General features: G+C 35.0%; 18 protein-coding genes and 1 pseudogene. 6 read left to right on the forward strand and 13 right to left on the reverse strand.

All coding sequences use genetic code 11. From position 1 onward, the window contains the following. Window positions 1-133: 133 nt before the first annotated feature. From OZP09_RS12140 to OZP09_RS12150, 3 genes are read right to left on the reverse strand one after another with little or no spacing between them, the layout of a single operon-like run. A complete protein-coding gene (locus OZP09_RS12140; protein WP_281309459.1) occupies window positions 134-2,443 on the reverse strand; it encodes a penicillin-binding protein 1A in 2,310 nt (769 codons plus the stop codon). A gap of 2 nt (window positions 2,444-2,445) precedes the next feature. Beyond that, window positions 2,446-2,931, reverse strand: coding sequence for a gliding motility lipoprotein GldH (locus tag OZP09_RS12145; protein ID WP_223682724.1), 486 nt, complete (start codon window positions 2,929-2,931; stop codon window positions 2,446-2,448). Next, window positions 2,915-4,297, reverse strand: a complete 1,383-nt coding sequence (locus OZP09_RS12150; protein WP_269233962.1) for a PSP1 domain-containing protein — start codon at window positions 4,295-4,297, stop codon at window positions 2,915-2,917. The genes OZP09_RS12145 and OZP09_RS12150 overlap by 17 nt, the downstream gene beginning before the upstream one ends. 361 nt (window positions 4,298-4,658) lie before the next feature. Here OZP09_RS12150 and OZP09_RS12155 point away from each other — a divergent pair, with 361 nt between their 5' ends. Genes OZP09_RS12155 through OZP09_RS12170 form a run of 4 tightly spaced genes read left to right on the forward strand, consistent with a single transcriptional unit; the run spans window position 4,659 to window position 8,566 of the window. Next, a complete protein-coding gene (locus OZP09_RS12155; protein WP_269233963.1) occupies window positions 4,659-5,840 on the forward strand; it encodes an ankyrin repeat domain-containing protein in 1,182 nt (393 codons plus the stop codon). A 23-nt stretch (window positions 5,841-5,863) separates the two neighbouring features. Next, window positions 5,864-7,201: an ankyrin repeat domain-containing protein gene (locus OZP09_RS12160; protein WP_281309460.1), complete on the forward strand. Its 1,338-nt coding sequence runs from the start codon at window positions 5,864-5,866 to the stop codon at window positions 7,199-7,201. An 18-nt stretch (window positions 7,202-7,219) separates the two neighbouring features. Beyond that, complete coding sequence (locus OZP09_RS12165; protein ID WP_269233966.1) at window positions 7,220-7,762, forward strand: hypothetical protein; 543 nt, start codon at window positions 7,220-7,222, stop codon at window positions 7,760-7,762. Between the two features lie 48 nt (window positions 7,763-7,810). Further along, the gene (locus OZP09_RS12170; protein WP_269233967.1) at window positions 7,811-8,566 is read left to right on the forward strand and encodes a hypothetical protein; all 756 of its coding nucleotides are present in this window, start codon (window positions 7,811-7,813) and stop codon (window positions 8,564-8,566) included. A 56-nt stretch (window positions 8,567-8,622) separates the two neighbouring features. Here the strand turns inward: OZP09_RS12170 and OZP09_RS12175 are convergent, their stop codons facing one another. The 10 genes and pseudogenes from OZP09_RS12175 to OZP09_RS12220 all read right to left on the reverse strand — a co-directional run bounded on the left by OZP09_RS12175 (window position 8,623) and on the right by OZP09_RS12220 (window position 19,063). After that, window positions 8,623-8,853, reverse strand: a complete 231-nt coding sequence (locus OZP09_RS12175) for a ferredoxin (protein WP_269233968.1) — start codon at window positions 8,851-8,853, stop codon at window positions 8,623-8,625. Continuing rightward, window positions 8,853-10,094 carry a peptidase U32 family protein gene (locus OZP09_RS12180; protein ID WP_269233969.1) on the reverse strand — a complete coding sequence of 414 codons (1,242 nt, stop codon included), beginning with the start codon at window positions 10,092-10,094 and terminating at the stop codon, window positions 8,853-8,855. Before OZP09_RS12180 ends, OZP09_RS12175 begins: the two co-directional genes overlap by 1 nt. Before the next feature lie 274 nt (window positions 10,095-10,368). Next, window positions 10,369-11,376, reverse strand: a pseudogene (locus OZP09_RS12185) (virulence RhuM family protein). 102 nt (window positions 11,377-11,478) lie between these two features. After that, window positions 11,479-12,837 (reverse strand): oxygen-dependent tRNA uridine(34) hydroxylase TrhO, encoded by a 1,359-nt coding sequence (gene trhO / locus OZP09_RS12190; RefSeq protein WP_281309461.1) that lies wholly within the window; start codon window positions 12,835-12,837, stop codon window positions 11,479-11,481. A gap of 219 nt (window positions 12,838-13,056) precedes the next feature. After that, entirely contained in the window at window positions 13,057-13,467 is a 411-nt protein-coding gene (locus tag OZP09_RS12195; RefSeq protein WP_269233972.1) for a BrxA/BrxB family bacilliredoxin, read from the reverse strand. 162 nt (window positions 13,468-13,629) lie between these two features. Further along, on the reverse strand, window positions 13,630-14,790 hold the full coding sequence (locus OZP09_RS12200; protein WP_269237872.1) for a lycopene cyclase family protein: 1,161 nt from the start codon (window positions 14,788-14,790) through the stop codon (window positions 13,630-13,632). Between the two features lie 18 nt (window positions 14,791-14,808). Then, a complete protein-coding gene (locus OZP09_RS12205) occupies window positions 14,809-15,273 on the reverse strand; it encodes a thioredoxin family protein (protein WP_269233974.1) in 465 nt (154 codons plus the stop codon). Between the two features lie 160 nt (window positions 15,274-15,433). Beyond that, window positions 15,434-17,686 carry a TonB-dependent receptor gene (locus OZP09_RS12210; RefSeq protein ID WP_281309462.1) on the reverse strand — a complete coding sequence of 751 codons (2,253 nt, stop codon included), beginning with the start codon at window positions 17,684-17,686 and terminating at the stop codon, window positions 15,434-15,436. Between the two features lie 106 nt (window positions 17,687-17,792). Then, window positions 17,793-18,698: an NAD(P)/FAD-dependent oxidoreductase gene (locus tag OZP09_RS12215; protein WP_269233976.1), complete on the reverse strand. Its 906-nt coding sequence runs from the start codon at window positions 18,696-18,698 to the stop codon at window positions 17,793-17,795. Window positions 18,699-18,709: 11 nt separating this feature from the next. Continuing rightward, window positions 18,710-19,063 (reverse strand): MerC family mercury resistance protein, encoded by a 354-nt coding sequence (locus tag OZP09_RS12220; RefSeq protein ID WP_269233977.1) that lies wholly within the window; start codon window positions 19,061-19,063, stop codon window positions 18,710-18,712. A 94-nt stretch (window positions 19,064-19,157) separates the two neighbouring features. Between OZP09_RS12220 and OZP09_RS12225 the strand changes: the two genes are divergently transcribed. After that, the gene (locus OZP09_RS12225) at window positions 19,158-19,550 is read left to right on the forward strand and encodes a Fur family transcriptional regulator (protein ID WP_269233978.1); all 393 of its coding nucleotides are present in this window, start codon (window positions 19,158-19,160) and stop codon (window positions 19,548-19,550) included. Window positions 19,551-19,623: 73 nt separating this feature from the next. Further along, entirely contained in the window at window positions 19,624-21,492 is a 1,869-nt protein-coding gene (locus OZP09_RS12230) for an Nramp family divalent metal transporter (protein WP_269233980.1), read from the forward strand. The last annotated feature ends 18 nt before the right edge of the window (window positions 21,493-21,510 follow it).

Here is a 21,510-nt window from a genome sequence, read left to right on the forward strand (position 1 = left end):
AATAAGATTTTTAGATTGAATTATAACGATTTCGTAAAAATAAATCGACATCCATCAAAAAAAATATCCTTTTGTGTTTATCTAATTTAAGATATCAACAAAAGGATATTTTTATATTTAAAAAAAGCTAAAACTATAGTTCGAACTCATCTGTATTTTGTTCTGTCTGAGTGGAATCTTTTACCACAGCAGCAGGTCTGGTATAGCAATCTACTTTGATGGAAAGATTCGCCGGACGTTCAAATTCTGCTTTTGAAACCTGAAGTGCCGGATCAGCGTAACATTTTTTCATAAAGTAAGCCCAAACCGGCAATGCAGCTGTAGCTCCCTGACCATACGTTAAACTTTTGAAACGGGCTGAACGGTCCTCACAGCCTACCCACACTCCGGTAACCAGATTTGGAACCATTCCCATAAACCATCCATCAGACTGGTTTTGTGTTGTACCGGTTTTACCCGCAATAGGATTTGTAAACATATATGGATAACCTGTCCAGCGATTGTCTCCGTTACCTCCGCCCTGCGTACGCAAACGTGCACCCGAACCTGTTTCTGTAACTCCCTGAAGCAACTTAATTACAGCAAACGCTATATCTTTATTTAAAACGTCATGCGATTCTGGAATTGGTTCATAAATAACCTCCCCGCTTTTATTCTCAATACGGCTTAAAAACTGAGGTTTTACATACACACCCTGATTTGCGAATGTACTGTATGCGGCAACCATGTCTTCAACAGTAATATCAACAGCTCCTAATGCGATGGAAGGCTGAACCGGAATTTCAGTTTTAACACCTAATTTTCGTGTAAGTTCTACAACAGCTTCCGGACTTGTTCTGTCAATTAATTTTGCAGAAACGGTATTGATTGAAGCTGCTAAAGCTTGTTTTAAAGTAACCATTCCGCGATATCTGTAATCAGAGTTTCTTGGCTCCCAGTCTTCTGTTACATGATGACGCCCTTTACGAATCATAAACGGTCCGTCTAAAATGGAATCACAAGGGGACATATTCAATTGCTCAATAGCTGTCGCATAAACAAAAGGTTTGAAAGTAGATCCTACCTGTCTTGCTCCCTGCCCTACGTGATCATATTGGAAATATTTATAATTTATTCCTCCAACCCATGCTTTAATTGCACCTGTTTGCGGTTCCATCGCCATTAAGCCCGACTGCAAAAAGTGTTTGTAATAACGAATAGAATCCAATGGTGTCATGGTAGTATCGCGCTCTCCTTTCCAGGTAAAGACTCTCATTTTTGTTTTTACCTTGAAAGATGCAATAATATCATCTTCACTCTTATCCATTTCCTTCATTTGAGCCCAACGAACAGAATTCTTCATAGCCTGCATCATGATTCTGTCAGTTTCAGCTTTTGTAATATTTACGAAAGGAGCATTTTTATTGGTTTTCATTTCAATAAAAAACTGCTGTTGCAAATTTTTCATGTGTTCTGCAACCGCCTCTTCGGCATGGGCCTGCATTCTTGAATCGATAGTGGTGTAGATTTTTAAACCATCTTTATAAATATCATAATCAGATCCATCCGGTTTTTTGTTGTCTGCCATCCACTTTTTCATATAATCACGAAGATACTCCCTGAAATAAGTTGCCATACCCTCACGGTGGCTTTCTAATTTAAATTTCAAAGCTATTGGTAATGCCTTATATTTTTCTTTTTGAGCCTCCGTAATCATCTTGGCTTTCACCATTTGACCCAATACCACATCACGACGGTTTTTAACTCCTTCAGGATTTCGCAACGGATTGTAAAGAGATGAATTATTAAACATTCCAACTAAAATTGCTGATTCGTCTATAGTTAAGTCCTTAGGATCTTTAGAAAAATAGGTTTGAGCCGCTGAACTTACCCCAACTGCATAGTTTCCAAAATCATATACATTACAGTACATCGCCAAAATTTCATTTTTGGTATATTGTCTTTCCAGACGAATGGCAATAATCCATTCTTTTATTTTTTGCACTATTCTAAAGGGCAAAAAGGTAGACCCACCACGATGAAATAATTGTTTGGCTAATTGCTGCGTTAAAGTACTTGCCCCACCATTAGTTCCAAGAGAAAAAGCAGCACGCAAAGTTCCACGACCATCAATACCTGAATGTTCATAAAAACGGGCATCTTCCGTAGCCACCAATGCATCTACCAGATTTTTTGGTAAGTCTGAATATTTAAGCTGTGATCTGTTGGTTTTAAAATACTTTCCAATTACCACTCCGTCAGAAGAAATGATTTCAGTAGCAAGATTAGAATCCGGGTTTTCTAAATCTTCAAAAGAAGGCATCGAACCAAAAAGCCCCCATGACGCAAATAGAAAAAAGGCCAGAACACCTAATAATCCATAAGCAAAGATTCTCCAGAATTTTTTTTGATAGTATTTAATATCCTTTGTACTGTTTGTTTGATTGTTTTTTTTAGCAGCCATAACTATTTCTGATCTTTTTGTTCTATTCTAAAACCTACATCTGTAATACCTTCTAATTCCTGAACCCCCGGAATTTTTCCTGATTGTCTTACAGCTTGTTTGATGTGTACCTTGTATTTGCCCCTAAACTTAACATTTTCTCTTAAATAAAGTTTGCTTTCTTTAATATCCGAAAAACCATTTCCTAAAAGCGTTCCGTCAGGATTTGCCATTTGATATTCTAATGTATCGACTTTCGTAAATCCGTTTGGCATTTCGATAGCTACAATTAAAAACAAATTACTGAAAGGATAATTATTATTGTCGCGCACATTTACAAATAAATCGTATCGTTTTGTGGAGTCTAAAACCGGCAGATCGAAGGTTACAATACTGTCTTTGTGCCAGGCACTTCCAACGGATTTGTACTCATCAAATACTCTTTTTTTATCACATGAAAAAAGAAGTATAGCTGCCAAAAAAAGAATTCCGCTATTTTTTATTCTCATTTTTAGTAATAATTATAGGTTTTCTTGGTTCAGCTGGTTTATTTTCATTTGAATTGGGCTTATTCGGATTGTTTTTATTCGAATTATGCTTTTTCTTCTGATTTTGCTTATTTGGGTTGTTTGGTTTAATCAAATTGTTACCATTGTTCGCATTATTATTTCCGGCAGGTTTCGCGTTATTGGTATTTTTTTCCTGCTGTGGTTTCTGTGGAGCACCAACAGTAGCCGCCTCAGCATTTGGTTTACGTTTGCGGTTTGGCTTTTTCTTCTTTTTAGGCTGGTCAAAACGGGTTAAACTTTCCTGACCCATTGCATTATTGAAGTCTTTTTCAGGTTCTAAAGTTACTTCTATAGCGAAATCTTCCAAAGAAGAAACTTTGTTTTTTTGTTTGTTTTCGGCAATAATTTCCTTTACCTGATCTATTTTCAAAACATGCCAGTTTGCAAAATTATTAGTATAAGCAAACCACATTAATCCTTTAAAAATATCCTGTTTCTGGCAAACTGCATCCCCTTTTTCCGTAATCAGTTTAGTATCATAATCCGGAAAATCTTTTAATGCGTCCATGTAAGTATCTAGCTCATAGTTTAGACAGCATTTTAGTTTTCCGCATTGTCCTGCTAATTTTTGCGGATTCAATGATAACTGCTGGTAACGAGCCGCCGATGTATTGACACTTCTGAAATCTGTTAACCAGGTCGAACAGCAAAGTTCTCTTCCGCAAGAACCGATTCCGCCTAAACGGGCTGCTTCCTGACGAAAACCTACCTGTTTCATCTCAACTCTGGTACTAAATTCTTTAGCAAAATCTTTTATCAGCATTCTAAAATCGACACGGTCATTTGCAGTGTAATAAAATGTTGCTTTTGACCCGTCTCCCTGGAATTCAATATCCGAAATTTTCATTTCAAGTTTATGCTGAATTGCCAGTTCACGTGCACGAACTTTCATTGGTTCTTCACGATCACGTGCTACAGACCAGATATCGATATCTTTCTGAGATGCTTTTCTGTAAATTTTTGGTACTTCGTTACTATCCGGATTTACTCCCTTTTTCTTCATTTGAATTTTTACCAATTCGCCTGTCAAAGTCACAATTCCGATATCATGTCCCGGCGATGCAACAGTTGCTACAATATCACCAATACTTAAAGTTAATTTTTCTGTATTCCTAAAAAATTCTTTGCGCCCGTTTTTAAAACGAACCTCAACACAATCAAAAATTGCTTCTCCATTAGACGGACTCATGTTCGAAAGCCAGTCAAAAACCGTTAATTTATTGCAGCTGTCGGTGCCGCAAGTCCCATTATTTTTACAACCTTTTGGTGCGCCGCCATCTGAGGTTGAACAACTTGTACATGCCATAATTATATATGTAGTGTTGCAAAAGTGCAACTTAAGTTCATAAACGTTTGATCGGTAAAGATAGTATTTTTTTTAGTTTGCATTTTATGGATTAAAACTAAAGGGTTGTTAAATAAAATATCACACTTTATTTTTCTCCCTTATTTCATAATTCAGCTGTCAGGTCTGCTTCGGTTTATGATATTTTTGTTTAAAAATTGTATTCTGCAGGTTTTATAGGTTAAAATGTAATTTTTAATTTTTATCCTGAAATATATTTCTGAGTTTTATGTTTTATCTTACAGCATCGTTTGTGAAGTCCATAATTACAAACAAAACCTGAGTTCAAACTTAAACTTTAATTTTTTTAAAATATATTCAAATGCAAACACAAAACCAGATTGAAAATTTCCTTTTCCAGGGAAAATTTGACGAGGCCAGGGAATCTTTAAATAACGGAGAAAAATTTAATGAACAATATCTTAAAAACAATTTTTCTCAAATCGCAGCCAAAATAATTGAAGCCAAAGAAATTGATTTTATAGAAAAACTAATAAAAGCCCGCATTATCGAAACTGATATTTACGAGCTGGACAGTTTTGACAAATCTATTTTTGCCCCTTTGAGCCTTTATTTAAAAGATGACGAAGAATCAATCTCTTTTTTTAAAGAATTAATGTCGAAAATGGACAATCTGAATGACGAAATCAGCGATCAGACTTTGCTCGGATATTTCCTTGAAAAAGGTGTTTCTCCAAAAATCATTAAAGTTTTAATTGATGATTTGGGCGCAAATACCCAATATAAAAACAATGCCGGCGAAAATTTAATCTTCAAAACACTCAATACTTATGGGTTAGATGCTGAAAAAGTAAAAGAATACATCAAATTGCTTCTTGAAAGTGGAGTTGACATTAACGAAAAAAACATTATTGGCGCTACTCCGCTTATAGCAGCGGTTAAAAGAAATAAAAAAGAATTGATTCTATTCTTACTTGAAAATGGTGCGGATCCAAACGAAACAGACAACCTTAACAACACAGCATTTTATTACGCTGTTGCGGAGCAGTTTTCTTATGACATGTATGATGCTTTAGCCTCATTTTCTTCACCTGATTTTAATATTGTGAACAAAGACGGCCGGACATTATTGACTAATTTTATCAGTTCTGTTTCTGGTTCGGAAAGTGATATCAGGTTTTTAGAGAGATTGTTGTCTGATGGCGCTGATGTAAACTTTTGTGCACAATATTACGGGCAGCCCAAATCGGGAATTGATTTTATTGTCGAAAAGAAATCAGACATTCTGAAATCAGTTTTAGAAAATGTTACTTTGGATGTGAATGAACAAGACAATCAGGGCAATACCATTTTGCATAAAGTCTGCGGTTACAATGTTAACTATGATGCAGAAATGGCAAAAGAAACCTATCGAAAAGTAAAATTATTATTAGAACAGGGAGCCGATATTTCGATTACTAATGATAAAGATGAAACTGCCTTAATGCTTGCTTCAGGAGATAATCTGAAAATTAAAACGGTAGAACTTTTGATGAAACAATAAACTTAAAATTCTCATACATGTCAATGTCATTTATAATTGCCTGCGAAAACGGGAACAGAAAAATAGCCGAATTGCTTCTTCAGAATAAAGAAGTAGATGTAAAATATACGGATGAAAAAGGAAGAACCGCAATTCATTATGCCGCTCACAGAGGGTATCTGGATATTGTAAAAATCCTGACCGAAGACGGGGCCGATATTAATTACGAAGACCATCAGGGAGAAACACCTTTGTATTTTGCCTGTCTTCAAAAACAGAAACAAACGGCTTTATATCTTTTAGAAAATGGTGCAGAAATTACAAAAAACGACAAATACGGAAACAGCCTTTTGCATTTGGTCGTTCAGACAGCTCAAATTGAAATTGCAACAAAGTTGCTTGAAGCCGGTATTGACGTTAATTTACTGAACAACAACGGAGAAACTCCGCTATTACTGGCATCTGCAAAATTAAACCGTGAAATTATCCAATTGCTTTTAGACAAAGGAGCTGATATTAATGTAACAGATAAACAAGGAAATACGCCTTTGTTATATGCTTGTTACACCAAATCAATTCCAATGGTGACCTTACTTTTGGATAATGGTGCAGCTATTAATCACATGAATCATTCGGGAGAAAATGCGCTTTTAATTGCTTGTTATGAAACGAACCGAATGTTGGCGAAAGTATTAGTCGAAAGAGGCGCAGATGTTTTCACTTCAAACAATAATGGCTATTCACCGATTTGGTACGCGTGCGCGAATAACCAAAAAGAGATTGTGTCCTTGTTTTTAGAAAACGGAGTTGATGTTAATTACAGCAAACCTGTCGGTCAGGACACCTCTTCTATGAACGACTACCTGGATTGGATTGTTAGTGCGACTACTATTTCGAATGACTCTGGCTTTACACTAAACAGTTCTTATACATATGGCGGAGAAAGTTTGTTGCATGTTGCCACCAAAAAAGGCAATTTAAGTATGGTAAAATTATTGGTTGAAGCCGGGGCAAACATCAACATTCAGGACGAATCCGGAAATACGCCTTTGCATTACAGCGCAGCCAACGGAAAGAAAGATGTGGTAAAATATTTATTGGAAAACAAAGCCGATGCTACAATTGTAAACGTAAAAGAACAAAAAGCAATTGACTATTCGAACGTGAAAGGTTTCAATGAAATCACAGAACTGATTCTGAAATATGCGCCTTCGGGAACGGTTGTAACACCAATTCAGAAAGAAGAACCGCAAAAAACAAATTTAGGAAGTTCTATGGAAGACAAGAAAAAAGCATTACTGGATCTAAAAGAACTTTTAGATGCCGGAATTCTGACTTCAGAAGAATTTGAAAGTGAGAAAAGCAAAATTTTAAAAGGATAAATAATAATCAATATAAAAATGAAAAGAATCTTAAATACTGCCATCCTATTTTTAGTAGTAATCTCGGGAAGTCTAATTTCTACTTCCTGCAGCAATTTATCACCAGAAAAAACTTTTGATATTGCTGTTTTAAATTCCAATTTATTATCCCGATTTGGCGGTAAAGAAATCAGTAATAAGCTGGAATCTGAAGCTCAGGTTTATGATGAAAGCCAAAAAAAGATGATTCCTTCTTCTTATCAGGATGCTTTTAAATACGATATCTCAAATTTAGAAATTCAATTGAAAAAAATTAATGAAATAACAGAAGACGATGATAATAAAGATCTTCTTCAGGCTTCAAAAGATTTATTTTCTTATGTAATTGCTAAACAAAAGGGAGGTTATTTGCCAATTGCTAAAATGAAGGATGAAAAGAGTTCACCAGAACAAATTCAAAAAGCAATAGCTGATTTTGATGCCGCAACTCAAACTGAAGCTAATTCTAAATTTGCCAAACTAATGGTTGTTGGAAAAGCCTATGCCGAAAAGCACCATATTGATGCAAAATTTGGTATTTAATAATCAGTGGAAGATTTAATCCCATCATAAAAACAAAAATTCCCTGACATGAGTAAGAAATATTTCTTAGCTATAATAACAATACTCCTGCTTAATGTATTAAATAGCTGTAATAAAGATGCTAAAACGAATAAAAAATCACCTGAAGCAGAAGTTGTCGATTTAAAAGAGATTCCCGAAGTCGAAGAACCTGCTATCGAAATCAAAAAGAATCTTGCCGATTTTATACCTAAAAATCATGTGCCTTTTGACACCATTTACGGCGATCTGAATAAAGACGAATTAGAAGATTGTGTATTAATTATAAAAGGTACCGATAAAAGTAAAATTATTACACATGAATATCGGGGTAAATTAGATCAAAATCGCAGAGGAATTATTGTGCTTCTAAATAAAAAAAACGGCTACGAATTAGCGGTTAAAAATTATAATTGTTTTTCTTCAGAAAACGAAGATGGCGGTGTTTATTATGCCCCCGAACTCGACTTTCAAATCGATAAAAACAAACTATTTATTAACTACAGTCACGGCAGATACGGATATTGGTCTTATACATTTAGGCTTCAAAATAATGATTTAGAATTGATTGGTTACGATGGAAGCAGTAACCGCGGACCAATTGTTCTCACTGAGACCAGTATCAATTTCCTAACACGCAAAAAAATCGTAAACCAAAACATCAATGAAAATACTTATGATGACGATGAAATTTTTGAGAAAAAAGAAACTAAAATCAGTCGAACAAAACTGATTAAGTTGTCTGAAATTGAAGACTTTGATGAACTTGATTTTTCCAGCGAATAAGATGAAAATTCTATTCTGTAGCTATACAAAATAGGGTTTGCTTTTAAAGTATAGTATTACGTTTCCTTAACGGTAATAATTTTAACCGGACAAGCTTTTGCTGCCAGTTCAGATCTTTCTGCAATGGTATGATTTGGCGATTTTAAAGTAAAAAACCCTTTTGTATGCTGCGAATGGAGCAATACTGATTTACCATCCTTTTTTGACATTTGAAAATGGACCGGATCCATTTCTACACAATAATTACAGCCGATGCATTTGTCTCTTTGCAAAGTGATGATTACCATTACGCTTCAACAATTTTATAAAGTTTGTCCGATATTCTGATTCTGAATGGCAATTTAAAAGTACAATCGTCACCTTTTGTTGCTTTTTCTGCCGTAAAATCATTTACAAACATTTCGTCGATAATCATTTCCTGAGCTCCGGTACTTGGGCCAGTAACCAAAATTTTATCGCCCGCTTTAATATCGTAAGCTTCTATTTTGAATTGCCCAACTCCGGCTTTTGGAAAATAATGTGTTCCTTTTCCAATGTAAACTTTCTTTTGAGTTGCTGCTGAACCCGGAATATTGCTCCATTCTCCCAATTTCTGGCCCAGGTAATAGCCTGACCAGAAACCACGATTGTAAACTGTATTTAAAGCTTCCATCCAAACTGCGGTTTTCTCTTTCGAATAAGTACCTTCGTAATAGGCATCGATAGCTTCCCGATAGGTTTTAATAACTGTTGCCACGTATTCGGGTGCTCTTCCTCGTCCTTCAATTTTTAAAACCTGAATTCCGGAATCAATTACCTGATCCAGGAAATCCAAAGTACATAAATCTTTTGGTGACATCATGTATTCATTATCCAATTCTATTTCAAAACCTGTTTCCTGATCAATAACCGTGTATTTTTTTCGGCAGTTTTGCTTGCACGCACCACGATTCGCAGAGGAATTGTGCGAATGCAGGCTCAAATAACATTTTCCAGAAACTGCCATACATAAAGCACCGTGACCAAAGATTTCGATTTCTACCAAATTTCCGTTAGGCCCTTTGATTTGCTCTTTTTGAATTTGTTCTGTGATTTTCTTTACCTGACGCAAGCTCAATTCACGGCTTAAAACGATCGTATCTGCAAATAAACTATAGAATTTAATGGTTTCGATATTAGTTATATTTAATTGGGTTGAAATATGAACTTCCATTCCAATCGATCTTGCCATAGTAATTACAGCCTGATCTGATGCAATTACTGCCGTAATATTCGCATCTTTGGCTTTATTCAATAATGTTTTCACGACCGATAAATCATAATCGTAAATGATCGTGTTTAAAGTCAGATAGCTTCGAACGTTTTTGACCTTACAACGATTAGCGATTTCTTTTAAATCTTCAATAGTAAAATTAACCGTCGATCTTGCACGCATGTTGAGTTGTTCAACACCAAAATACACAGAATCACAGCCATTATCTAAGGCAGCCTGAAGCGACTCAAAATTTCCTGCAGGAGCCATGAGTTCGATTTTGTTGTTAATTGTCATTTTTGATTTTATTATTCAAATGATATGTTTTCCGAATATAGTCGTCTAACAAATGACAAAAATAATGTGGCTATAGATTAGATTCCTATGATTTATATCATAGTCTATTTTAAAATTTATTTGTAGTAAACTAACATAGCCCACGGTGAAACCGTGGGCTAATTTAAATCTCATGTTTATTTTAGAATTGACCAAAGAAAATGTTACCATGCACCTTAAAAAAGAAGAGCGAATAACTACTTTCTATTCCATTAATTATCGAAATGATTTTTTTTCAATCTCTTATTTCATTTCTTATTTGTTTATCAAAATCAGAAATTATCTTTTGGGTTTTATTGAATACTTCATATTCAGTAATTGCTTTTTTATCTGCTTGTATTTTAGAAATTTTACCCTTTCCTTCCAGAATTTTATAATCATTAAACGTTAGGAATTTGTTGACACTGGTTGCCAATTGTTCCATCGTAAAAGTATTTTCGCGTTCAATCAATCCTTCTATATAATCAAAATACCCTGTTACCGTACGTTCCAATTGCTTGATTTCTTTTTCCTCTAAATAATTTTTAGCAACAATCACATCCGATTTTAAAACTCTGCCGTTTGGACTGTTTTTCCAGCTAGTTAGTCCCATATTTTCGTTTTTAGCATCAGCCGTTTTAAAAATAATTTCAGCAGCCGTTTTTCCTGTAATGGCAAAATGAAATTTATTTTGAACTATGGCATAGAAGTTCTTTGATATTTCAGAATTACTGTCATAGTCGATACTGCATTCCGCAAAAATATCAGTCACTTGCTGTTAAATTCTTCTTTCACTCGCCCGGATTGAACGAACCCTTTGCAATAATTCTTTAAAATAATCTTTTCCAAAAATTGCCTGACCGTGTTTTAAACGATTGTCGTCTAAAACAAACCCTTTTATAATATATTCTTTTAAGGTTTGGGTTGCCCAAATTCTAAATTGGGTTGCTTTTGTAGAGTTTACTCGATAGCCAACTGAAATTATGGCGTCTAGGTTATAATATTTTGTTTCTTTTTTTTGAGTTTTGTCTTTAATTGCGCCATGTTGAGTGGTATGTTCCAAAATGGAACTAACCATTTTTTCTTCCAATTCTCCCGTCTCAAAAATATTACCTAAATGTTTTGTAATTGCTGGTCTTTGAACTCCAAACAAATCCGCTATTGCTTTTTGAGTCAACCAAACCGATTCATTTTGAAGCAATACATCAACACGAATTTCTCCGTTTGGCGCAGTGTATAATATAAAATTTTTAAAATCGTTCATAACATCGATAAGCATTTAAACAAATATAAGTATTGAAAGCTAAAAAAACCTATTCAGCTTAAAGCAAAATAGGTTTTTCAAAAGTAAGTTTAGAATAAAAATTTATCCTAAAATCTTATATATTTTGTCAGACAATCTAATTCTGAATGGAACTTCAAAGGTAACCTTATCACCCATTTTAGCAAGTAAAGTCTCTGCTCCATTTACAATTAATTTTTCTAAAACCAATTCCTGATCACCAGTTGTTGGTCCTGAAATTAAGATTTTGTCACCTGCATGCAGTTCGTTGTTTTCAACTGTAAATTGTCCTACCTGTGCTTTAACGTAATAATGCTCTGCTTTACCAAGCAATATTTTTTTGACTTTTACCTTCTGACGAATATCAGCGCTTTTTTGTGCAGTTGCTAAAGCAGTTTCTGGCAAGTCTCCGGAATGCTTGAATTTCAAATTTTCTGATTTTCCTTTTCTGAAAACTTTATTTCCTACCTGTTTTCCGGCTCTTAATCTTACCTGATCCACCAAAGGCATATTTACAACTTCAAGACACTCAGCAGAACAGCAGTTTTGCATAGCGGCTTTACATTCATCACACTGAATAAACAATAAATGGCAGCCATCGTTTTCACAATTGGTATGATTATCACAAGGTTTTCCGCATTGATGGCATTGCGAAATGATATCGTCTGTAATTCTTTCGCCTAAGCGATTATCAAATACAAAGTTTTTTCCGATGAATTTGCTTTCCAGCCCTTCTTCCTTTAGCTGTTTGGCGTAGTTGATGATTCCGCCTTCTAACTGATAAACATTTTTAAATCCCTGATGTTTGAAGTACGCACTTGCTTTTTCGCAGCGAATTCCCCCGGTACAATACATGACAAGGTTTTTATCGTCTTTATGGTCTTTAAGCTGTTCGTTGATTATTGGCAAACTCTCCCTGAAAGTTTCAACATCCGGAGTAATAGCACCTTTAAAATGTCCCACTTCACTTTCGTAATGGTTTCTAAAATCAACTACAATTGTGTTTGGATCATCAAGAATTTCGTTGAATTCCTTAGCTTTCAGATGAACACCTATGTTAGTTACATCAAAAGTATCGTCATTTAGACCGTCAGCAACAATTTTATCACGCACTTTGATGGTCAGTTTTAAAAACGAATGATCATCGTGTTCGACAGCTTCGTTCAGACGTATGCCCTTCATGAAATCGTAAACTTCCAAAGTCGCTCTAAAAGCTTCCAGATTTTCTTCCGGAATACTCATTTGAGCATTTATTCCTTCCGTAGCAACGTAAATTCGGCCTAAAGCATCGAGGGTATTCCAGGCTACAAATAAATCATCGCGAAATTTTTTGGGATCTTGAATTTTGGCATACGCATAGAAAGACAACGTTAGTCGTTGTTTACCGGCATCATCGATCATGATAGCCCTTTCTTCTGCGCTTAAGGTGTTGTACAGTTGCATGCTATAAACAGTTTAAGTTGAGAATATTTTTTGAAGCCGCAAAGTTAGGAAAAAAGCTTCTAAGTGGCAAAGCTTCTGAGGTTCTAAGTTTTTTCTCTTTTGTCCATAAAAAAAGCACCCGAAGGTGCTTTTCAAAATCTTTGTTGCTTTGTTACTTTGAACCTTTATCCCTAAAACCTTAGAGGCTTAGTATCTCAGTAACTTAGAAGCTTAAAAAAATTAGCAAAACTCGTTAAACGCATCTTGTAAATTTTCAGCAATCATTTCTGCAGGACGGCCTTCGATGTGGTGACGCTCTAACATGTGAACCAATTCTCCGTTTTTGAACAAAGCCATAGATGGCGATGATGGAGGAAAAGGAAACATATGCTGTCTTGCAGCATCAACAGCTTCTTTGTCAACACCAGCGAAAACGGTGATAAGGTGATCTGGTTTTTTAGCACCTTCTAAACTCATTTTTGCTCCCGGACGCGCATTTCTTGCAGCACAACCGCAAACAGAGTTTACAACAACTAGAGTGGTACCTTCAGCTTTGATAGCATTATCTACAGCTTCTGCACTATGTAAATCTTGAAAACCTGCAGAGGTCAATTCAGCCTGCATTGGTTTTACCATTTCTTCTGGATACATATTTTTATTTTTTAAATTTTACTTTTGAACTGCAAAGTTACAAAGTTTCGCCTCAACTACTTAATTTGAAGTATAAAGTTTTGTTATAGTTCGATTGATGAAGTCGAAAGTTTGAAAGTCATAAAATTAAAAGTCCAAATGTAAGGTGACAAAACCTGTTTTTCATTTTATTAAAGTACTAAATAAAGCTTTTATAAACGGCATTTTCGGACATTTTAAAATCACTTCCAAATCTTCAATCAGATTCGTTTCTTCATCTAAAAACCTAAAAATCAGAGCCGGATTTCCATTTTTGAATAAAGATGAAAAGATAGAACTTCCTGATTCATTATGGCGATACAGGATATCTAAAAGTAATAAATCGTAAAACCAGAATCTGCTTTTTTTATGAAACGCAGCCATTTTTGGGTTTTGATTTTGAAGAAACTCCACTAATTCCGAAGATTTTTTATCCGAATTTTTAAAAGTATAACCTGTACTTGCTTTGGTCCATCCGCCGGCAGTTCCGATATTGAGGACTCTTTTGGTGTTTCTTTTCCAAAAAGGATAACAGGTCATTGGAATACTTCCCTGCTCTTTTTCCTGAATTTTGTATTGGCTTATGCCGAGTTTTTTCAGGTAAATTTCAATTTCTTTTTCATATTCTTCTTTCGGAAGCAAATTTTCTGAAAACAATGTATATTCTACCAAAGCTTCGGTTTTAGAATTGGGTAAAACATACATAAAACGTGTATTTCCACTTTGTTCCACAGAAAAATCCATAAAAGTAGCTTCTTCAGGATTGAAAATTTCTGTTTCAGTTTTTACAAACCAGCCCACAAAATGCTGCTGTAAAACGGGATATTTTGTTTGCCTTTCGGCGAAAGCCTTCGTATAAATGCTGTTGAACAGGTAATCACAAGTATATCTGTTTTCCTCCGTACCGATAAAAACATGGTTTTCGAGTTCATTGATATCAGTAACTTTCTCGTTTAAAAAAGTAATATTATCTTGTTTGGAAAGTACTTCGAAAACGAAATTATAAAAATCCAATCCCCGAATTTGATTGTACTGATAGGGTTTTAACTCTAAATTTCGTCTAAAATATTCATTCGCAAACAATGCAGAATTCCATTTTTTGGAGATAACAGCATTCCATAGAGTTTCTTCTTCTTCCCAAAAACACCAGGTTCTGTCATTGGTTTTCTTAGAATTGTGGTCTAACAGCAAAATCGATTTATCACTAAATTTTCCGGACAAAACCATTTTATAAACGGTCATCAGAGCTGCAAGACCTGTTCCTGTAAAAATATAATTGAAATGTTTGATTTGAGGAGAATTCATTCTCAAAAATAAGCAATTTTATTCTTTCAATTTTTCTAAAAGCTGTTTAAAATCTTTTGAGCTGAGGTAATTATTGTATTGAAAAAGGATTTCGTTTTTATCATTCAAAACACATAAAACCGGATATACAATCTGGTTGTTCATAGTTCCTAACTGCAGAGCCAGTTCATGAACTCCGACATTATTGCCAGTTGGCTGAAATTTAAAGATGTGATTATTAAACTTTATATCCCTTTTTCCCTCAGCATTCAAGTCAACAAAGTAAAAATCTGAATTCAGTTTTTGAATAATTTCCTGATTTTTGAAAGTTGTATTTTTCATGCGTTGGCAAAACTGACACCAATCTGTATGGATAAAAACGATGATTTTTCGCTTTTGAATCTGCTGTAAACTATCTATTGCTTCAAAAGAGTGACTTTTCAACTGGCAAAATCCAGCTGAAGTTATTCCAAAGAAAAGAATGAATAGAAATAGCTTTTTCATATTGTTGTTATTTTTTTGCCACAGATTTCACAGATTAGAAGGATTTTAAAATAAATACCTCCCTTTATTATTGAATTAGTTTGTCATTCCGTAGGAATCTCTACACAAAGATTATTAGTATCTTGAGATTCCTACGGAATGACAAGATTGTGTAAAAAAATTACCTAAACGTATATCGCAATCCCCAAAATCCTCTAATAGTCTGGTTTTGTCCGTAAACATAAGTTGTATCAAATGTCAAACCGTACGGATTATCTGCTGTTACCAATACTTTTCCGTCTGAATCATATTGCACATTTTTATCAAATGGATCATTTGTTCTCGAAATCAAAAACGGATTCTTTTGCTTTGGTGTAAAATTCAAAAGATTCTTGATTCCGCCGTATATTTCAAAATTCTTCCATCCTGAAAAAGTGAACTGAATATTCTGAATGCTGTACCAAGGCGATTTCGGACTTCTTGGATCATTTTCACTCAACAAAGGCAATTTCATTGGACTGTATAAATTTCCTGTATAGTCTAAGGACAGATTCCACGGCTGGATTTTATACGAAACACTCCAGGTTCCTGTAAATTTCTCTGTTAAAAAAGGCGTTTCAGAGATTCCGTTTTCTACATTTTTGTTATCCAAAAGCGTTGCTCCAACAATAAACTTTAATCCCGATGGAAAATTAAGATCGATATTGGTACTTATTCCCTGGCTCAATGCATAACCATCGATATTGTCGTAAATGATTTTGTTTGGATCACTTTCGTAGTCTGAAATAATTTTATTGCTGAATCTGGTATAAAAAGCAGTTGTTTCGATCCCCATAAAAGTTCCGTTGTCAAAATTAATTTTCTGAATATAGTTGAAATTTACATTTACAGATTGCTCCGGATTCAGATTATTCGCAATCACAACATCCCGTGAACCCGTTAATGCTGCATGATCTTCAGTAAATAAATTTACAACCCTAAAACCTGTTCCGGCATTTAACCTGAAAATTGTATTCTCATTGGCTTTAAATCGATAGGCTATCCTTGGTGTCAAAATTGAACCATGGATAGAATTATAATCGTAACGCATGCCAAGCAAAACCTGACTTTTTGGAGAAAACGTAATTTCATCCTGAACAAAAACTCCGGGAAGCCAGGTGTTTTCAGCTTCTTTTGTTGCAGGAGTATTATCGTCGTAATAAGTGTAACGGCCTGCAATTCCAGCAAGTAAATCGTTACGTCCTAATTTTTTATCCCACGTTAATTGCAAAAAACCAATTTTCTGGTTCGCGATATACGATGTTGTTCCGTAACGGCTGTCCTGATAATGTACGTTTCCTGAGAACGAAAGCATTAGTTTTTCTTCAAACGGCAATTCATAACTTCCTATCAATTCTCCGCGCTTCGTATAAATACTTTCACCGTAAATTTCGTCACCTCCGCGGAATTTCTTCTCCCAGCGAGCATCCCCACCCCAGCGATCTTCATACATTCCGCGTGCTGCGATGGTAAATAACCTATTATTATTTCGCTGAAAACTCCATTTATTAAAAACCGAAATCCGTTCTGAAAGCGTTACATCGGTAAAATTATCATGGTCTTTATCAATAATCTGATCGTAATTGAAGTAATTCACTCCTAAAATTGAAATGGCTTTTTCTCCGGCATTGAACTTCATTCCTAAATCGAGATTGCTTTCGAAATAAGAAGTCGTAAAATAATCCGCAGAAAAAACCGGGGCATTTGTTGGGTTTTTGGTTATAATATTAATTAGTCCGCCAACAGCTTCACTTCCATACAGAGAAGATGCCGGACCTTTTACGATTTCAATTCGTTCTACCAGCGAATTTGGAATTCCGGATAATCCATACACTGTCGAAAGACTGCTGACAATTGGCATTCCGTCAATCAAAACTAAAGTGTATGGCCCTTCTAAACCATTGATGTGAATATCGCCTGTGTTACAAACTCCGCAGTTGAGCTGTGGCCGGACCCCGTTAATGTTTTGAAGCGCATCATAGATACTTGGCGTTGGATTTTTCTTGAAGAAAGCTGGCGAATAAACCTCAACGGGTACAGCACTTTCCAATCGTTTTACAGGTTTTAAAGTTCCGGACACTACTACTTCGTTCAATTCATTTTTGTCTTCCTTTAATTCAAAATTCAAAATCAAATCCTGTTCATCCACAATCGAAATTTTTTGGGTTTGTGGTTTGAATCCAGTCGAGGTTACTTGTATTTTGTAAGTTCCTTTCGGAATATTTAGAAGCTGATAAAATCCTAAGGAATCGGTTTGGGTTTTAAATGCTGTATTCAGTAAATGAATGTTGATTTCCAGGTCATTATAAGATTTAGATTCTACTTTCCCGGAAATATTTTGAGAAAAAACACTTTTAGCTGAAATTATTAATATTGTCAAAAATAAATATTTCATTATCGTAAAATTAAATTTAGACAAATCTAAAAATTAAATTTGGCAAATAATTATGCTGAAATATAATTTTTAAAACATTTCAATTTCAATCCGTTAAAAAAGAGTATTAAAAATCCTCGTCGATAAGTTCTTTGTTGATGGCTGCTCCTGCAACAGATCCGGAAGAAACCGCCAAAGCCACAGAACGCATTTGAGTAGTAGCATCACCACTGGCGTAAATGCCTGGAACAGTTGTCTTATGTACAAAATCGACTTTTATAAATCCTTGTTCGCTGATTACACAACCTAAAATTTGAGGTAAAGGACAATGCTGTTCAAAGGCTGGTCTGGAATAAACTGCTTTTACAGGAATCTTTTCTCCGTTCTTGAAAACAATATTCGAAATATAGGCTGAAGTATGTTCGAAAGAAACTATTTCTTCTTCCAAAATCGAAATACCATGATTTTTAAGAATTTGTGTTTGCTCAGAATTCAATTGAGATTTACCGTTCGTACATAACTGAAGATTTTTTGTCCAGTTCGAAATCAGTTTTGCATATTCAAAACCCATCTCGCCATTGGCAACAATAGCTGTCTTTTCATTTTTGACTTCATAACCATGACAATACGGACAATGTAAAACTGAGATGCCCCAACATTCTTCGAAACCTTTTATCTTTGGAAACAAATCTTTAACTCCTGTAGCGAATAATAACTTTTTTGAAGTAAATAGTTCTCCTGATTCTGTTTTGATTTCGAAACCATTTTGTTTCTTAACAGCTTCAATGGCAAGTCCTTCATAAAAATGAACTGTCTTGTAAGAGCCAACTTGTAATCTGGCTTTCGCCGAAATTGCAGCCGGAGTTTCGCCATCATGCGTGATAAAATTATGAGAATGCGGCGTTTGTCTGTTACAAGGCAAACCACTATCAATAACCAAAACCTGACGCAAAGAACGCCCTAAACTCATTGCTGCTGACAATCCGCTGTAACTACCTCCAATGATAACCACTTCGAAATTTTTCTGATTCATAATACTAATTTTTAATGATGTTGTTTTTTGTGTAATTTGTAATTCAATAAATGCCCAATAATAATTCCGATGCCTCCGAAGTAAATTAAGTCGATATGAATTTCAAATAGCATCTCGCCTAAAATACTAATCCAAATCAAACTCATCGAAACAAGTAAAATCACAGACACTAAAACCGATGATTTTTTTATAATTTTGAAAATAGCAAAAGCACCAATTGAAGCAAATACTAAATCAATTACAGGATCATGATTTAGCCCCAAAGGCAGAATTGTTAACAGCGGAAATAGCAAACAATGTATTAAACAAATGGTTGCTGTTGACGCTCCTAAAATATCGTAAAAAGGTGTTGTAATTTTCTTCATTTCATGTACATTTGTTTAAATGCAACAATGTTGCAAATATATTCATAAAATCAATTCGCAACAATGTTGCGATAATATTTTTTTATTTCTAAAAATGAAAACAACACGCAATACCACAGCAAAGACGGCGGTTTTAGAGATTTTTGGTAAATCAAAAACAGCGCTTTCACATACAGAAATTTACAAACAGATTGAAGAAGTTTGTGATCGTGTCACTGTTTACAGGATATTAGATCGTCTCGTAAATGATGATATTGTACATAAAATAGTTGACCTTGATGGTACCGTAAAATATGCAAAATGTCATCATCAGGCACAGCGTGTACATATACATAACCATGCACATTTTAGCTGTGAAAAATGCCTTGAAATCACCTGCCTTGAAAATGTGAAACCAAGTTATATTATGCCTCACAATTATAAAGTCAATGATATAAATTTTACCTTATCAGGTTTATGCCCCAATTGTTTAAATTCTAACATTTAATATTTAGACTAGTCTAAAAATATTGTTTCTCTAATGAAATTTTCTATATATTTGGGAAATCAATATTTTACGAATGGCAAAATCATTAGAAGAGGTTCATGAATCGGTTGCAACCGAAAATAAAAAAACAGGATTTAGAAAAATTCTTGCCTTTTTAGGTCCGGCCTATTTAGTAAGTGTGGGCTATATGGATCCAGGAAACTGGGCAACGGATCTGGCTGGTGGAAGCCAGTTTGGATATACTCTTGTATGGGTTTTGCTCATGAGCAATTTAATGGCCTTACTCCTGCAGAGCTTAAGTGCCCGTCTTGGAATCGTGACACAGCGAGATCTCGCACAGGCATCAAGAGAAACGTATTCAAAACCGATTAACTACATTTTATATTTTCTGGCTGAAATTGCTATTGCCGCCTGCGATTTGGCTGAAGTTCTCGGAATGGCAATCGGAATTAATTTGCTTTTCGGCATTCCTCTTTTAGAAGCTGTTTTGATTACTGTTTTAGACACGTTTATATTGCTTTTCCTGATTAATAAAGGAATTAAAAAGATGGAAGCCTTCATTATAGCTTTAGTAGCGATTATTGGATTTTCATTTATTTTCGAAATGATTTTTGCAGAGCCTGAAATGCATAAGGTTTTAGAAGGATTAATTCCTTCTATCCCAAATTCAGCAGCTTTATATATCGCCATTGGAATTATAGGTGCAACGGTTATGCCACACAATCTTTATCTCCACTCTTCTTTGGTACAAACACGAAAATTCGACAGAACTCCGGTCGGAATCAAGCAAGCTTTAAAATATAACTTTATTGATTCAACAATTGCCTTAAATCTAGCCTTCTTTGTAAATGCGGCAATTTTAATTCTCGCCGCAGCCACTTTTCACAAAAACGGAATGTACGAAGTTGCAGAGATTCAGGATGCGCATCAATTTCTGGAACCGCTTTTAGGAACTAAATGGGCGCCGGCTCTGTTTGCTATTGCGCTCATTGCTGCCGGACAAAGTTCTACAATAACAGGTACGCTGGCCGGACAAATTGTAATGGAAGGATATCTTCATTTCAGGATACAGCCCTGGGTTCGTCGAATTATTACGCGTTTGATTGCGATCATTCCGGCTGTTATCGTTATTTTAATTTATGGTGAAAGCGTAACAGGAAAACTATTGATCTTAAGCCAAGTGATTTTGAGTCTTCAGTTGGGATTTGCCATCATTCCGTTAATTCATTTTGTGAGCGATAAATCCAAAATGAATGGTTTTCATATCTCTAAACTTACACAGGTGGTTTCCTGGATTATTGCTTTAATAATTGTGTCACTTAATGCTAAATTAGTATACGATGAAATTACTTCCTGGCTTGAAACTTCAGACAATCCAATTGTTTTATGGCTTACTGTGGTGCCATTAGCAGTGGGGCTATTAGCATTGTTGCTTTACATTGTCTTTAAACCTTTCATTGCGAAAGTAAAATCAAAAACATTAAACCATTCGCCTCACAATCTTCAGCTTCAATTTACACCCAGGGAAAGTCAAAGCATTAAAAATATTGCTGTTTCTGTAGATTTTTCGAATGCTGATAGCGTTGCCCTGAATAAAGCTTTTGAATTAGGAGGACTACAGGCACAATATACACTTATACATGTTGTTGAAACGGTTGGTGCTTTGATGTATGGCGTCCATATACATGACCATGAAACTACGATTGACGAAAAATTATTATTAGAATATAAAGAAATGCTTTCTGATAAAGGATTTAAGATCGAAACTGTATTAGGTTTTGGAAAACCAAACTCCGTAATACCGAAAATCATAAATGAAGGCAATTTTGATATACTGGTTATGGGAACCCACGGCCACACTGGTTTAAAAGATGTTTTATTTGGTACAACAGTAGACAAACTGAGACATAAAATTTCAATACCTTTGTTGATTGTTAAATGAAGCTTCTGAGATACTAAG

This window comes from Flavobacterium flavigenum (assembly GCF_027111255.2).
GTDB classification, from domain to species: Bacteria; Bacteroidota; Bacteroidia; order Flavobacteriales; family Flavobacteriaceae; genus Flavobacterium; species Flavobacterium flavigenum.